The organism is Pectinatus frisingensis, from assembly GCF_015732285.1.
In the GTDB taxonomy this organism is placed as follows: domain Bacteria; phylum Bacillota; class Negativicutes; order Selenomonadales; family Selenomonadaceae; genus Pectinatus; species Pectinatus frisingensis.
Genome location: NZ_WIQU01000062.1, coordinates 75,078 through 90,689, shown reverse-complemented (window position 1 = coordinate 90,689; position 15,612 = coordinate 75,078). Strand labels below are relative to the sequence as shown.

The following is a 15,612-nucleotide window of genomic DNA, read 5'->3' as shown; positions in this document are numbered from 1 at the left end:
TTTACTTTATTTATTATATTTCAAAATTGCCGACAGATTGACGCCCCTCAAAAAACACCATATAATGTTATATATATTTGAATTTTTATATTAATTGCCAGTATATACAATACGCGCATTGCTGACTGACAACTATACACCCCACATTTATAAAGAGGTGCTAAATGCTGCCAAATTTTCATGCAAAGCTTCCCAATAAGCTAAAAATAAAAGATTCATTATTACAAGCCAGATATTTTATTATTATTCGAAAGAAAATATTTTTAATTTTCGTATTATTATTATTTTGCAGTACTATTTTAATTATTCATTTTATCGGTATATCTTTTTCCAATAACTCGACGAAGCATCCTGCTCCGTCACTAAAAAAATCTTTATCAAACCTTGAGTATTCCACCGTTCCCATACATCAATCAAGCACACTGCACAATCCTTTTACACCCGAACACGCTGTTAATGAATCCGTCTCAACAAACGATACTGAAACAAACAATATTATAGAATCTGCCGAACAAAAAAATCTGCCCGCTATCAATATAAAACCTCAACCGGACAAATCTTTGCAATTGACAGGTATTATCGTTTCAGATAATCATAAAGCTATAATCAAAACCCAAAACACTTACTACACTGTATCGGCAGGTGATAATTTTATCTCATATTTTGTTTTAGCCATTGATGACGACAGTGTTCAACTAAGAAATGAAACTGGAGAAATATCAGTCTATTATTTAGACAGTTTCAGTATAAAGGATGGAAACAGTTATGCACCTTAAGTACATGATAATCACAGCATTTTTACTTTGGTTACTGCCCTGCCCTTCCTTTGCGATGTCTCTACGTGTATCTGACGCTGACATAAGATATATATTCACTGCATTGGCTGCAGATGGTAATATAAATATCATTCTAAATGATGATGTGTCCGGTATTGTCTCTGCTAACCTTACCGATATTACCGCACTTGATGCCATAAAATTAATTGCTAAAAGCAATGGCTTTTCCGTTGAGCAGACCAACAATACCCTTTTTATCGGTAAAAATCATGTACTTAACAATACCCTTGGCAGCTTACACATATTTAAATTACAACATATATCACCTGTCTTTTTAACCAATACCCTAAAAATATTCAGCTATACTGCCAATAAATCCTCAACTGACAACAATAAACCTGATAAAACAATAAATTTCGGACCAGCCATTGTCCCGACCAATAATACTTGGATTGATTCAGACAATAATACTGTAATTTTTTATGGAACAGATGGTGATGCAGCCGAAATTGCCGCATTTATCAAACGTCTTGATGTACCAGTAAAACAAGTTATGTTGGAAGCTAAAGTCATTGCCATACAAAAAGATGCCTCAAAAAAACTCGGCATTGAATGGAATTGGTCGCAACTACCACAAACTCCTGACATTGAAACATCATATACTGCCATCAAACACAGCGTTATAAATCCTGACGGGAGCCGTTCGACAGTTACCGAAGACATCCCTTCAACTAAAACAACCCGCCATTATAACAGCAGCATTCCCGGTATAATCCAATTTGGTAAAGGTCCGGAAAACATTCCTTTTGAATTTTATTACGGAGCAACCATAAATGCCTTAATCACTGATGGCAAAGCCAATATTTTAGCAAAACCTAATATAATGACATTAAATAATCACGAAGCCGTCATTGCAATTGGCGGCAGTATCCCTATTCCTAAAGTCAGTGTGACTGATTCCACTACTACGACATCCTATGAATATCATGATACCGGTATAATTTTACGTTACACCCCATTTATAAATGATAATGGCGATATTACCGCCGCAGTCCATACGGAAGTCAGCAGTCCCCTATATGTTGAAGACTTAAAGGCCTATCGTTTTCAAAAACGTTCAGCAGATACTACAGTGCGTCTTAAAGATGGTGAAACAATGATCATCGGTGGTCTTATCGGTAGTGAAGAAGCAAAAAACATCAGTAAAATTCCTTTTTTAGGTGATTTACCCATTTTAGGAAATTTTTTCCGTAGTACTAAAACCAGCAAATCAGAAAGTGAAATCATAATTTTTCTAACGGCCCATATACAAAAAAATCAATAAAATAACATATTATAAAATTTAGCGGTTGCATTACTGCAATAATCCGAATGTGCCATATTTGCACAAATTCACCTTGCTTTTGAACTGCATATAGAATAATATAATCTTAATAAAAGTAATGCCAATTGATATCATATAATATTACTAATAACTCAACATAACTAAAGGAGGACTACTCAATGAATATCATTGTCGACTTACCCGCATTGAAAATTCTTCTGATAGCGATAATATTTTTATCCATATTGATTGAAATAAAAACTGGCGGAACTGGCATTGGTGCTCTATTAGGCATGATAGCTGCAGCAATTTTCTGGGGCAGCAGCTACATAAACGGATTAGTCAATATTTATCATATTGCCCTGTTTCTCGGCGGTATTTTATTTATTGTCATTGAAGCTGTAACCCCTGTAACCGGTGTCTTTGCTGCATTAGGCATTGTAATGATGCTCTATAGTGTTATATTGGCTTTGGGTGGTAACTTGAATGCTATTTATATGCTGTTAGGCGCATTGGTTATCGCTGTGGCTGTTTTTGCTCTGATAGTAAAATATCTCCCCGCAAGTCAATTATGGCAAAAAATGATATTAAAAGACATGTCAACTAAAGAACGCGGTTACATCAGCAGCATTGATCATTCATCATTGCTGAATAAGACCGGTATTGTATTGACAAAATTACGTCCTTCAGGCACAATTATAGTTGCCGGTACTCCTATAGATGCCGTATCGGAAGGTGCTTACATTGATGAAGGTCAAACTGTCCGTGTTATAAAAATAGAAGGCAGCCGTATTATCGTAAGAAAAATATAACCCTATAAATTTTTATCAGGAGGTCACCACATATGGAGTTGTTACTTGGTTCTGGATTCTTATTAGTTATTGCCGTTGTTGTCATTATGGCATTTTTATACTTTGTGCCATTAGGATTGTGGATTTCAGCTCTCGCTGCCAACGTTCCTGTTGGTATTTTTACTTTGGTCGGCATGCGCATGCGGCGTGTAATACCACAGAAAATAATTTTACCGCTTATCAAGGCTAACAAAGCCGGTCTTACAGTTAATTCCAACCAACTGGAAGCGCATTATCTGGCCGGTGGCAATGTTGATAAGGTTATTGACGCCCTTATTGCTGCCCATCGTGCTCAAATTCCACTTCCTTTTGAACGTTCAGCGGCAATTGATCTTGCCGGCCGTGATGTTTTAGAAGCTGTACAAATGAGTGTCAACCCTAAAGTGATAGAGACACCAATCGTATCAGCAGTGGCCAAAAATGGTATCGAATTAAAAATAAAAGCACGCGTAACGGTGCGGGCAAACATTGACCGGCTGGTAGGTGGTGCCGGAGAACCAACAATCATTGCCCGTGTTGGTGAAGGAATAGTGACTACTGTCGGCTCTTCTGAAAACCACTCCGATGTTTTATCTAACCCTGACGATATTTCTAAAACGGTCCTGGGTAAGGGACTTGATGCCGGAACTGCTTTCGAAATATTATCTATTGACATTGCTGATGTGGACGTAGGAAGAAATATAGGCGCACAATTACAAACCGACCAAGCTGAAGCAGATAAACGTATCGCCCAGGCTAAAGCAGAAGAAAGAAGAGCAATGGCCGTAGCCAAGGAACAAGAAATGAAAGCTTATACCCAGGAAATGCAGGCTCGTGTTGTCGAAGCCCAATCAGATGTTCCTCACGCACTTGCTGCCGCCCTGCGTGAAGGCAAACTTGGTGTGATGGACTATTACAACCTGAACAACATCAATGCTGATACCAAAATGCGTGAAACTATCAGTAAAAGCAGCGATGAGGAACTTCCAACAACTCCCCCACCGGTGAAATGACATGGATATTTTTATAATATTGGCCGTTATAGTTATATTTTTTTTATTATCCGATGTCGGCAGGAAAAATACCAAACCAGCCAAATATCCTTTTCCACCAATAAAAAAACCATTGCCTCCGCCGGAAAAAACAGCGAAACGATCATTAGATTACATGATGCATAAGCCCCAAAAGGAGACTGCCGCTGAAACTGCTGTCGGGCACCCTCCCTTAAAAAGGGAACCATCCTTGCCAGAACTAAAATCAACGCCCGTAAATATTGCCTTGCCTAAAGCACCTTCGACATCATCCCAACAAAATTCTTCACCTATTTTTGCGGCAGGTAATATACCAAGACCGGTCACTACAAATCAATACAATATTGACATCAGTAAAACTACACTGACAAAGGCTATCATTTACGCAGAAATTCTAAAAGCACCAAAATCATTAGAATATATGCAACGGTATGGAATACGGCGTTTTCCCAAGAAATAATTTTCAAAACTTTAGTCAAAATTATTATCCTATGACAATGATTTCATTTTACACAAAGATTTAACATATATTATAAGCAGCAAACATCATAACTATTTTGATTAATCAAGGGTGACACAAACATTATGATTATACTACCTACAGCTAAACTGCGTCCGGGAATGACAACCTGCCAAAATATTTTTGATAACAGCGGCCTTTTCCTTTTGCGTCGCGGTACAAAATTAACAGATTTTTACATTACGAAGTTAAAGCTGCTCGGTGTTAAAGAAATAGCTGTCGCATCAACAGATACCCATAACAATTTTTCAATGCCTAATGAAGCCGTATCTGAATCAACACGTGCCGCTGCAATAAAAAGTTTGACGACAGCATTCTCAGATCTTGACAAAAGAGGCATCTTTATTATTGAGAATCTGCATCGCTCTGTTGTCGCAATAATCCAAGATGTAATCCATAATAAACATGTCCTCGTCCAAATGAATGATATTCGAACCTATGATAACTATACCTTGGTCCATTCCATTGATGTATCAATATTGGCTGCTATTATAGGCTCTCTCCATTCATTATCATATGAAATGTTACACGACCTTACCTTAGGTGCTATGCTTCATGACTTAGGAAAGACGGCTATTCCCATTGAAATACTAAACAAAACTTCACCATTATCCAACGATGAGTTTTCTATCATCAGAAAGCATCCAATTTTTTCTGTACATAAACTGCATGATGCTGGCTGTTTTAATAGTAATATAATTGACATTGCGGAACAGCATCATGAAAAAATTGATGGCAGTGGTTACCCCAGAGGACTCCCGGATAAACGAATTAATTTTCTTGCTAAAATTGTTGCTATTGCTGATGTATATGATGCCCTAACCAGCCTGCGGCCTTATAAAAAAGCTTACAAACCGCATATTGCCTTTGATATCATGATGCATCATTCACCAGGACAATTTGATATCAACATATTAAGAACTTTTTTTGATAATGTTGCTATTTATCCCAATGGTACTATTATTAAAACAAATCTCGGTTCGGCGATTGTAAAATCTTCTTCATTTGGTAAAACTCTTTTTCCGATTATATATATATTCACTGATAAATACAATCGTTTACATAAGCCTATATTAACGGATTTATCTTTAAATCCTGTTTGTTTTATTGAAAATGTATATGATGATTATGAAGCCATCAATCTCATTAATGCAATCCAATTTGATCCATCTTCTCTTTTAGAAGACAGTGATAATAATACTTAACTTAAAAAGGGCAATAAAAAATCTGTATGACGGTATTGCTACTGTCATACAGATTTTTTATTGCCCCTAGACTATTTTTTCACCATTATATTTTTCACCGGCAGCACCGGGCAATATACCATAGCCCTCAGTCCAAGCTGTTTTATATTTAACTGCCTGTGCATGAATACTTTTAGCAGACTCCGCACTCATAGATTTAACGACTTTGGCCGGTACACCAAGTACTAATGAATGCGGTGGAACAATAGTATTCTTAGTAACCAAAGCACCAGCACCAACGATAGATCCCTCACCGATTACCGCTCCATCCAATACAGTAGCATGCATCCCTATTAAACAATTATTTTCCACTGTGCATGCATGCAGGACAGCACTATGCCCTATAGTTACAAAATCACCAACTATACAGGGAAGATCATCAGCCACATGCAGTACTGCATTATCCTGTACATTGGTATACCTGCCAATTTTTACCGGAGCTATATCACCACGAACTGTAGCATTAAACCAAACACTGCTGTATTCGTCCATCTCTACCATTCCTATAACACAGCCTTCATTAAAAACATATGCCTTACTGTCAACAGTCGGTGTCTTACCATCAAAGTCTCTTATCAAAATAACTCCCTCTTTCTCAAATTGGTCTTTCTTATTATCTTATCATATATTCAAAGTCTATCCTATCCCCATCTTCATTCAATATATTTTTCTCTTAACATAGCAATTTCTCCGGCATACCCGTCATGATCATTAGGTGTTTCCAAAATAAAAGGCAAATGTCGAAGTTTTGGATGATTAATTACTCTGGTTAATGCTTTAAGTCCGATATTGCCCGCACCAATCTTTTCATGGCGATCTTTATGTGATCCCATGCTATTTTTACTGTCATTTAAATGTATCGCCTTAAGACGATGCAAACCAATAATGTTATCAAACTGCTGAACAACACCATCAAGATCATTGACAATATCGTATCCACCGTCAAAAACATGGCAGGTGTCCAAGCATACCCCAATCTTATCTTGTAATAGTACTTTATCAATGATAGCACGTATCTCTTCAAAGCTGCGACCGATTTCTGTTCCCTTGCCAGCCATTGTTTCCAGCAGCACCGTCGTTCTCTGTTCCGGTAACAATATTACATTAAGGCACTCAGCAATTTGCCTTATACCTATTTGTTCCCCTTGCCCAACATGACTGCCCGGGTGAAAATTATAATAATTATCCGGTACATATTCCATACGCTTCAAATCATCAGCCATAGTTTCTTTAGCAAATTGCCTTATATTTTCCCTACCCGAACAGGCATTAAGTGTATACGGAGCGTGTGCCACTAATTTAATAATATTGTTTTCCCGACAAAATGCGTTAAATTTTATAATATCCTCTTCATCTATTTTTTTTGCCCGGCCGCCGCGTGGATTGCGAGTAAAAAAAGCAAATACATTTGCATCGAGACTGACGGCCTCTTTGCCCATTGCCAAAAAACCACCCGCTGCCGATATATGGCTTCCTATATTCAACAATCGCCTTACCTCTTTAAAAATTTATGTTGCCAATATACTTCTATCATGCTGACATTTCTTGAGATATTTAGCAGTTTTCAGTATGCATTAAAATTCTGTAAAGCACATGTTATTAAATCTACAATATACTAAATCACACCTATTTACTATGATTCAATATATTTTCATAAAATTCATATGGTATTTTCAGGTTATTATTACAACCTGTGCCCAGATCAACTCCGATGCGGTTTTGTCCATGAAAATCACTGCCGCCCGTCGGTAAAAGTTTATATTTATCAATCATGGCCGCAGCAAACATTCTGTCTTCTTCCGTATAATTGGTATAATATTTTTCCATACCATCCAAACCTTCACTGTGAAGCTGGGCAATGGCCTTTTCCTGTTCAATACGTGTCAGACCTTTAAGACCGATGTTTTTATGAAAATGTGCCAATGACAACACACCTCCGGCCTGATGAATTCCCCGCGCTAATTCCGCAATTTCAACATTTTTGTTAAGGCCCAATTCCTCCACCGCCGGATTTATATAAGTATCCCATATCTTTTGTATTCGATCCGCTGCATGTACGGAAACCAAATAACGCATTATTCCATAATTTTCCAGCTTTGTCCCATTTATAAATGGACTAACTTTTTCAACACTTATATCAATACCCTTATCCTTTATTTTAGCAATAATTTTATCCATGTCTTTTTCTTTATTGCTGCGAATTTTTTTATATATTTTCTTAAACGCCAGGCTATCTGCATCAAATCCTAATGCAACAACATGCAGTTTACGATTTTTATAATCAACGGAAACTTCCATACCGTTAATAAATTCCACATTAGTTTTGGCTGCGGCAGCAGCGGCTTCAGCCAATCCATCAATGGTATCATGATCAGTCAGGGTAACTGCCGCTAGTCCCTGCTGTTTTGCTAATTTTATAACTTCTTCCGGTGTATACGTTCCGTCCGACATTGTCGAATGAACATGTAAATCAATCAATTTCATTTTATCCCATCCCTTGCTGCTGATATATTTATTGTAAATCAATCCTTTGACAAACACAACAGCATGAACATAGCGGTCACCTGTTGTCAATAAATGATTGCTGCGCCGCAAAAAAATTGTACACCGCCTGCGCCGCCGGCTTAGTCATACCATTTACAGCTGCCATTTCATCCACTGTTGCCGCTTTTATTTTATCCAGACGGCCAAAGTGCTCCCAAAGTACTTTGCGCCTTTTCGGTCCAATTCCATCGATATGATCCAGTATTGATACCATATTGCGCCTGCTGCGCAGTTTTCTGTGATATGTAATGGCAAACCGATGAGCTTCGTCACGAATGCGCTGTACCAGATAAAGAGCTTCCCCATGCCGTGGTAGAATAACAGGTTCACTTTCACCCTCAATGAAAATGTATTCAAAACGTTTAGCCAATCCGACTACGGGAACACTCAAATGACCTGCCCCTCTTATTATTTCCAAGGCTGAGCTAAGTTGTCCCTTGCCGCCGTCAATTATTATCAGATCAGGCATTTCTGTTTCAGTTAATTTTTCATAACGCCGTTTGGTCACTTCGCGCATCGACATAAAATCATCGGGTTTTCCTTCTGTAGAATTTATTTTAAAGCGCCGATAATCTGACTTTTTGGGCTCACCATCCTCAAATACGACCATCGAAGCTACCGTTTCCGATCCCTGAATATGAGATATATCAAAACATTCCATACGTCGTGGCAGTTGCGGCAGTTTCAAATATTTACCAAGTTCTTCTACGGCCCCTGTAGTTTTGGCCTTTTCTCTCATTATCCGTTCTTGTTCATCCCTGAGAAATTTATCAGCATTTTCCTCAGCCATATTTACAATATCCTTTTTCACGCCACGCTGCGGTACACTTATTTCAACTTTATTACCTTGTGCCTTTGTAAGCCATTTTTCAATCAATATGCTTTCATCTATTTTTATTGGTAATAACACTTCTCTAGGTAATGAAGATGCCTGATTATAATACTGCTGCAAAAAAGCTGTGAGTATTGCCTCATCAGTTTCATCCTCACTATTCTTCAAGATAAAATGGCTTCGTCCTATCATCTTGCCGTTTCTTATATAAAACACCTGAATACAGGCACCATATACCGAGCGGGCCATTCCCACAGCATCTTGGTCCCCGCCATCAAGCATTATTTTTTGTTTTTCTGTTGTCTTGCGCACTGCTGACAATTGATCACGCAATGAAGCAGCCAATTCAAACTGAAGATTTGCTGCCGCTTTTCCCATTCGTTGCTGTAAATTTTTTTCCAGCACAGCACTTTTTCCATCCAAAAACAATACAACTGATTTTACCATCTCACCATAGGAATTTTTACCAATTTTCCCTACGCACGGTGCCAAACAACGTTTTATGTGATATTCAAGACATGGCCTGTCAACATTCATATTTTTGCAGGTTCGAAGCGGAAAAGACTTGCGCAGCAATTTCAGGCTTTCTTTGACTGCACCTACATTCGTGTAGGGTCCAAAATAACGTGAACCATCTTTTTTTACGCGTCTCGTTATTATCACCCTCGGAAAGTCTTCATTCAAAGTGACCTTCAAATACGGATAAGTTTTATCATCACGCAAACTTATGTTATAATGCGGATGATGTTTTTTTATCAAATTGCATTCTAAAATCAATGCTTCTATTTCTGAATCTGTTATTATCGTCTCAAAATCAGCAATTCTCTTAACCATTGCTATAACCTTGGCCGAATGATTCTTATTGCTTTGAAAATACTGCCGCACACGATTCTTCAATACCACAGCTTTACCGACATAAATTATTCGTTTATTGACATCTTTCATTATATAAACGCCAGGATTAATCGGTAATTGTTGCAATTTTTGTTTAATTAATTCATTCATTCTCATCAACCATATTCTTTATCTATTATTTACGAATGTAAATTCATATCAATGATGCGCAGATAATCAGAAATATAAAATGCCATCATCAAATTAAATCGTACCACAGCATTATCCAAATCACAATCAAGCAAATGACGAATCTTTGTAATACGGTAATTTATCGTATTGCGATGTGTAAAAGTAATCTTGGCTGTTGTCTGCAAACTGCTGTTATTAAAAAGATATATTCGCAAAGTATTGTATAATTGTGCTTTATGCTTTTCATCATATTCTATTACGACCGACAAAAGAGTGTCATGTATCTTTTTTAACATTTTATTATTATTGGTGGCAAACAATACTCTGTACACACCAAGATCATCAAAAAACAAAATATTAACATTATATAACGACGCAACGCAAATTGCTGCCACAGCCTCATTAAATGCTTCATTAAAAGAACTATTCTCCTTGTGTTTGGAACTAACTCCACAAGGAATTTCACTCTTATGCAACAATCTATATTGAAAATTATCACATTCAGCTATAATTTTCTGCAGATTATCTTTATCAGATTCACTAACAATTATAATCAATAAATTTTTCTGCCAAAATGCAACATATTTTTTTTGAATTTGATTTAATAATTTTTTATTGTGCAGTAATATCTCTACATGTATTTTTTCAGAAATAATTGCCGGATAATTAAAAACCATTATATGAAACGAACGATTATCCATCAAATTATTTATTTTACTGTTTTTTATTTCCGCCATAAATTTTTCCGGCTTAAAAATTGCCTGCCTTACCATCTCTGTAATTTCATTATCGGTCTGTGCAGCTAAAAACAATCTATCAAGATAATCCTGCATAATATCGGATAAATGAATTCGCCAAGGCATTGTTAACAAAGGAAAATTTTTCTTTTCACACAAAGAGATAACATCACCATCAATATCTTCTACTTGAATATATTTACCAATATTAATAATTATTCCTGATGCCTTTCGTGCAATCAGCTTTCTTATAAAATCCATAATCCAGACTTTACCATTACTGCATAATCCTGTTGTTATTATCAGTTCATTACCACGCAGAAAATTGGAGGTTGCTATATCTTCCACATATTGCACCCAGACTATCTCATTATCCAGCCCACTTTTACCGGCGAGTAAAGTTAATTGATAAATTTTGATTGTCTCGTTAAATATCTTTTTCATTTGGATAGACATCTTACCAGCTCTCCTTCATACAAATTCCCAGTCAGGCACAATAAAGTTATCAATAATTTTACTTTTATTTATGATACAGTAATTCTATTTGTGCGTAAAGTACAAACTTTTTTAAAAAGATTAGTTTCATATTCCGTTGTGACAACATCTCCACTGCGATACTATAAAGAAGTATTTAAAATAAAACTGTACGGCAACGAAGCCATATATCTTCATTGATAATTGGGTTTTGCCTACAGTTTTTTAATTTATGCAAAGGAGATAAGTATAATGTTAAAAGATGACCTGCCTAAAATAGTCACATCACATCTGCCGGGGCCAAAATCAGCTTCAGTCATAAATCGAAGGAACGAGGCTGTTCCCAGTGCTATCCGTTGTGGTTATCCCGTGGTTATCAAGCGCGGTGCTGGCGCAATAATCGAAGATCTTGATGGTAACCGTTTCTTAGATTTTATTGGTGGAGTGGGCGTTTTAAATATAGGATTCAGTCACCCGGAAGTAATAGCAGCTGTAAAAAAACAAGCCGAAAATTATTTTCATGGAATGTTTAACGTCATCACACATGAAGGCTACGTGAAATTAGCTGAAACGATCAATTCACTTGCTCCAGTCAAAGGTAATAAAAAACGTACATTTTTTGCCAACAGCGGTGCTGAAGCCGATGAAAACGCAGTAAAGATAGCCAAAGCCTTTACCAAACGTCCCAATATCATAGTATTTTCCGGAGCCTTTCATGGACGTACTTTACTTACAATGTCCATGACTGCAAAAAAATCCTATGCCAGGGGAATGGGGCCATTTCCGGATGGTGTATATCGCGCCGAATTTCCCTATCTTTACCGTCGGCCAGACGGTATGCCAAAAGAAAAAGCCATTGACTATTACATCGAAAAACTTTATGAAACTTTTCGCAACTGCTCCGATCCTGAATATGTAGCAGCAATAGTTGTCGAACCATTACAAGGTGAAGGAGGTTTTATTCCTGCTCCAATAGAATGGGTGCAAGCCATACGAAAAATTTGTGATAAATATAGTATTCTTCTTGTTGCCGATGAAGTACAATGCGGTTTCTGCCGTACCGGTCGTATTTTCGCGACTGAATACTGGTGTGAAGCCGGTGTACAGCCAGACATTATTACAATGGCAAAATCAATAGCAGCCGGTATTCCACTCAGTGGCATTGTTGCCCGTGATGAAATTATGCAGGCTGTCCCAGCTGGAATCATCGGTGGAACATATTGCGGCAATCCTTTAGCATGCGCGGCGGCTTTAAAAGTCATTGAAATAATGCAGCGGGACAATCTGGCCCAACGTTCCATCGAAATAGGGAAAAAAGTCATGACTCGTTATGCCGAATGGTTGAAAAAATATGATGCTGTCGGTGATATTCGTGGTTTAGGCGGTATGATCGGTATAGAATTCGTTAAAAGCAAATACAGTAAGGAACCAGCCGGAGAATTGGTCAATGAATTGACTGCCGAAGCAGTACAGCATGGATTATTGCTGGAAAGTGCCGGCATCTATAATAATGTCATACGTTTTCTGGCTCCTCTGGTAATAACTGATGAACAACTCGATACTGGTCTGGATATATTTGAAGCAGCCATTGAAAAATGTGTAGGCCGTAGAAATATCTAATACTATTTTATGTTTTAACTATATTATTATTGCAAAAAAACTGTCACCATAAAAATATGTTGGCAGTTTTTTTATCACAAAACCAGATAAAATCCCAAAATCACTGATTAATTACTTCAAACACCCTTACATTTTTAAATTTCTAAATAATCTTTTTAAACAGTTCCTGCCATCCATGTCGTACTGAAGCACTTCCTTGAGCAAAGTTCTCTTTGCCACCACCCTGTCCGTTAAGCATATCATTGATCTGCCGTAATATTTTTCGGCAATCACCAGCAGCCTGATTTCCAAGCGAGAGAATATAATTGATACGGCCATTAAAAGCATATGCTATCAACGCCTGTGCCTTTGGTATTTTCGCCAGATGCTTAGCCAATTCTTTAGCATAATTAGCCGTTAATGTATCTGATAATACAGTCAAACAAATATTTCCTCTTGCATCTGTATGTGATGCCGCCAGCAAATCACGGACTTGATATTCCATAAGCATTTCATCTTGTTCGTGAGAAATTTTTTTAAGCTGTCGATTTTCTTCACTAAGTCTGGCAACTCCGGCGGCAATTTTCTCATCTTTGACTGAAAGTATCCGAGCTGCTTTTGCCAATGCTTCCAAGCGTTGAGTAATCGCCTGCAGTGCCAGCCGCCCGCACAGAAAATAAATACGCATTCCTTCTTTATGCTTTTCCGTATGAAATATTTTAACCAGTCCCACCATCCCAGTTGCCGGCGGATGCGTACCACAACAAGTACACGTATCACTTCCCTCAATGCTTACAATACGCAACATACCGGTAATTTTTTCATTAAATTTCCGTAAATTGAGTTTTGCAGCTTCCATATGTGACATCCATTTTACTCTAATGATCTTATTCTCCTGGATTTGCTTATTAGCCAACTCTTCTGCCAGATGAATTTTTTTCAGTGATACTGCTTTGTCAAGATCAATAGTAACTATTTCAGAATTCATATGGAAACCTACATTATCACACCCAAACAATTTCCAAAATGCATATGATAATAAATGTTCACCACAGTGTTGCTGCATATGATCAAAACGAATCTGCCAATCCAATACTGCGTTGACACGGGTTCCGACAGATAATTCCTTATTGATTTCATGTAAAATGATACCATCCTTTATACGAACATGCGTAACGGGAATTTTCTCATCAGCTTCTGTCTCCAACCAGCCAACATCACTAAGCTGCCCGCCTCCTTCTGGGAAAAACACAGTCTGGTCAAGCACAATACCAAACCCTGATTTCATCGGTACGCAGTTTTCTACCACTGCTCCGCACTCTTTTTCCATAACATTATCTTCAAATAATTTCTTAGTCATAGTTTCCTGCCTTTCACAGCATCCTTTTAAACAGCCACCTATTATCCGGCATTACATCTTAAATTATCGCAACTAATATTTGAAATTTTCGATGATTTTTTTCAAGATATTATAAATATTTACTTACATTTATAGTAAACTTTCACGAAAAAATTATACAACTTTGAAAAACACATAGCAATCATCTCTTTTTACCTATAAATATCAGTTAACTAAAAAATCCATATTGAAAATACCTTTCAACAAAAATAAAACCGCCGCACGAACAACATTCACTTTATAAAGATGCAAATCTACCATTGCTATGCCTCTCTATTCTTTTAAGAATAGACACCAAGGGAACGATATACTGCATATTATCAATGAAAATGATTACGTACGACAGTCTCATTTATATTTTATAAATTTATTTAATATTTTTAGTCACAGCAGCATCTGTCGATAACACCATATAACTTTCAGGTAACCCATATTTTTCCAGTATTTTCTTTAAGGTACCATCATTGCGCATTTTTTCCAATTCGGTATTTACTGCATCCAACAGATCCTTATCAGCAAATCTCACCGCCGCACCAATTTTCCCCGAAGCTTCCGGTTCATAGGGACTTAATATACGCAGATCAAGTGAGGAATTTTGTTTTAAGGTGTAGGCTGCGACAATTCCATCAGTAACACAAGCATCTATCTTGCCCGTATTAACCGCCATCATCAGTTCTGACTGACTATTGAATACCTTAACATCTTTTACTATTCCATCATTTTTCCATTTATCAGCAAGTTCCAGAAAAGTCATTCCCTTCTGTCCACCAATAACCTTATCTTTTAAATCACTTTTGCTCTTTATATCAGATTCTTTTTTTACAACAACAGCTTCAGCTTCCGTATACCAGATATTAGTAAACAATGCTTTTTGTAACCGTTCAGGTTTTATATACATTGCATCTGTAATCATATCCACAGATCCGTTATCAAGAGAAATAAGCAAATTTTCAAAAGGTATCTGCTTCATTTCAACTTTTTCGACACCAAGCCGCCTTGCTATTTCTTTTATTATATCTGAATCCACACCGGAAAATTCGTTGGTTTTGGCATCAATATATGCAAACGGTGCATCATTGGAAGAACCCACAACTAATACACCACTTTTGCGTATCTTATCAAGTGTATTACCATCTGCAGTGTTTTGTGCCGAAGATGAATCCGTGGATTTTTCCGTATTATTAGATCCACATCCGGCAAAAATGAATAATGCCGCCAAAATACTCAGTCCCAAAACAATAACTTTTTTGTGATAAATTTTCATAAAAACCAACCT

Annotated in this window: 14 protein-coding genes; 7 read left to right on the top strand and 7 right to left on the bottom strand. The window is 37.2% G+C overall.

Annotated elements, in window-relative coordinates; all coding sequences use genetic code 11:
• Positions 1 to 164 precede the first annotated feature (164 nt).
• From I6751_RS11395 to I6751_RS11370, 6 genes are all read left to right on the top strand, one after another.
• Positions 165 to 776 (top strand): hypothetical protein, encoded by a 612-nt coding sequence (locus I6751_RS11395; RefSeq protein ID WP_196590312.1) that lies wholly within the window; start codon positions 165 to 167, stop codon positions 774 to 776.
• Complete coding sequence (locus I6751_RS11390) at positions 766 to 2,100, top strand: pilus assembly protein PilQ (RefSeq protein WP_231037779.1); 1,335 nt, start codon at positions 766 to 768, stop codon at positions 2,098 to 2,100. Before I6751_RS11395 ends, I6751_RS11390 begins: the two co-directional genes overlap by 11 nt.
• Positions 2,101 to 2,279: 179 nt before the next feature.
• Positions 2,280 to 2,912 carry an NfeD family protein gene (locus tag I6751_RS11385; RefSeq protein WP_182185900.1) on the top strand — a complete coding sequence of 211 codons (633 nt, stop codon included), beginning with the start codon at positions 2,280 to 2,282 and terminating at the stop codon, positions 2,910 to 2,912.
• Between the two features lie 32 nt (positions 2,913 to 2,944).
• Positions 2,945 to 3,943 carry a flotillin-like protein FloA gene (gene floA, locus I6751_RS11380; RefSeq protein WP_196590311.1) on the top strand — a complete coding sequence of 333 codons (999 nt, stop codon included), beginning with the start codon at positions 2,945 to 2,947 and terminating at the stop codon, positions 3,941 to 3,943.
• A 1-nt stretch (position 3,944) separates the two neighbouring features.
• A complete protein-coding gene (locus I6751_RS11375; protein WP_196590310.1) occupies positions 3,945 to 4,421 on the top strand; it encodes a hypothetical protein in 477 nt (158 codons plus the stop codon).
• A gap of 125 nt (positions 4,422 to 4,546) precedes the next feature.
• A complete protein-coding gene (locus I6751_RS11370) occupies positions 4,547 to 5,686 on the top strand; it encodes an HD-GYP domain-containing protein (protein WP_196590309.1) in 1,140 nt (379 codons plus the stop codon).
• 66 nt (positions 5,687 to 5,752) lie between these two features.
• Here I6751_RS11370 and I6751_RS11365 read toward each other — a convergent pair whose 3' ends face one another.
• The 5 genes from I6751_RS11365 to I6751_RS11345 form a co-directional block, all read right to left on the bottom strand.
• The gene (locus I6751_RS11365; RefSeq protein WP_231037778.1) at positions 5,753 to 6,304 is read right to left on the bottom strand and encodes a gamma carbonic anhydrase family protein; all 552 of its coding nucleotides are present in this window, start codon (positions 6,302 to 6,304) and stop codon (positions 5,753 to 5,755) included.
• A gap of 74 nt (positions 6,305 to 6,378) precedes the next feature.
• A complete protein-coding gene (locus I6751_RS11360; RefSeq protein ID WP_196590308.1) occupies positions 6,379 to 7,212 on the bottom strand; it encodes a deoxyribonuclease IV in 834 nt (277 codons plus the stop codon).
• 139 nt (positions 7,213 to 7,351) lie between these two features.
• On the bottom strand, positions 7,352 to 8,320 hold the full coding sequence (locus I6751_RS11355) for a PHP domain-containing protein (RefSeq protein ID WP_231037777.1): 969 nt from the start codon (positions 8,318 to 8,320) through the stop codon (positions 7,352 to 7,354).
• The gene (gene uvrC, locus I6751_RS11350) at positions 8,286 to 10,106 is read right to left on the bottom strand and encodes an excinuclease ABC subunit UvrC (protein WP_196590307.1); all 1,821 of its coding nucleotides are present in this window, start codon (positions 10,104 to 10,106) and stop codon (positions 8,286 to 8,288) included. Before uvrC ends, I6751_RS11355 begins: the two co-directional genes overlap by 35 nt.
• Before the next feature lie 29 nt (positions 10,107 to 10,135).
• Positions 10,136 to 11,320 carry a PucR family transcriptional regulator gene (locus I6751_RS11345; RefSeq protein WP_196599101.1) on the bottom strand — a complete coding sequence of 395 codons (1,185 nt, stop codon included), beginning with the start codon at positions 11,318 to 11,320 and terminating at the stop codon, positions 10,136 to 10,138.
• Positions 11,321 to 11,590: 270 nt separating this feature from the next.
• On the opposite strand from I6751_RS11345, the gene I6751_RS11340 reads away from it, so the two are divergent.
• A complete protein-coding gene (locus I6751_RS11340; protein WP_196590305.1) occupies positions 11,591 to 12,958 on the top strand; it encodes an aspartate aminotransferase family protein in 1,368 nt (455 codons plus the stop codon).
• Positions 12,959 to 13,100: 142 nt separating this feature from the next.
• On the opposite strand, the gene I6751_RS11335 is transcribed toward I6751_RS11340, so the two are convergent.
• Together I6751_RS11335 and I6751_RS11330 are read right to left on the bottom strand one after the other, a co-directional pair.
• A complete protein-coding gene (locus I6751_RS11335; RefSeq protein WP_196590304.1) occupies positions 13,101 to 14,297 on the bottom strand; it encodes an alanyl-tRNA editing protein in 1,197 nt (398 codons plus the stop codon).
• Positions 14,298 to 14,703: 406 nt separating this feature from the next.
• Positions 14,704 to 15,600: a substrate-binding periplasmic protein gene (locus tag I6751_RS11330; protein WP_196590303.1), complete on the bottom strand. Its 897-nt coding sequence runs from the start codon at positions 15,598 to 15,600 to the stop codon at positions 14,704 to 14,706.
• Between the last annotated feature and the right edge of the window lie 12 nt (positions 15,601 to 15,612).

Coding starts and splice junctions, on each gene's coding strand:
- I6751_RS11330 (WP_196590303.1), bottom strand. CDS start 15,600: ATGAAAATTTATCACAAAAAAGTTATTGTTTTGGGACTGAGTATTTTG.
- I6751_RS11335 (WP_196590304.1), bottom strand. CDS start 14,297: ATGACTAAGAAATTATTTGAAGATAATGTTATGGAAAAAGAGTGCGGA.
- I6751_RS11340 (WP_196590305.1), top strand. CDS start 11,591: ATGTTAAAAGATGACCTGCCTAAAATAGTCACATCACATCTGCCGGGG.
- I6751_RS11370 (WP_196590309.1), top strand. CDS start 4,547: ATGATTATACTACCTACAGCTAAACTGCGTCCGGGAATGACAACCTGC.
- I6751_RS11390 (WP_231037779.1), top strand. CDS start 766: ATGCACCTTAAGTACATGATAATCACAGCATTTTTACTTTGGTTACTG.
- I6751_RS11345 (WP_196599101.1), bottom strand. CDS start 11,320: ATGTCTATCCAAATGAAAAAGATATTTAACGAGACAATCAAAATTTAT.
- I6751_RS11385 (WP_182185900.1), top strand. CDS start 2,280: ATGAATATCATTGTCGACTTACCCGCATTGAAAATTCTTCTGATAGCG.
- I6751_RS11395 (WP_196590312.1), top strand. CDS start 165: ATGCTGCCAAATTTTCATGCAAAGCTTCCCAATAAGCTAAAAATAAAA.
- I6751_RS11375 (WP_196590310.1), top strand. CDS start 3,945: ATGGATATTTTTATAATATTGGCCGTTATAGTTATATTTTTTTTATTA.
- floA (WP_196590311.1), top strand. CDS start 2,945: ATGGAGTTGTTACTTGGTTCTGGATTCTTATTAGTTATTGCCGTTGTT.
- uvrC (WP_196590307.1), bottom strand. CDS start 10,106: ATGAATGAATTAATTAAACAAAAATTGCAACAATTACCGATTAATCCT.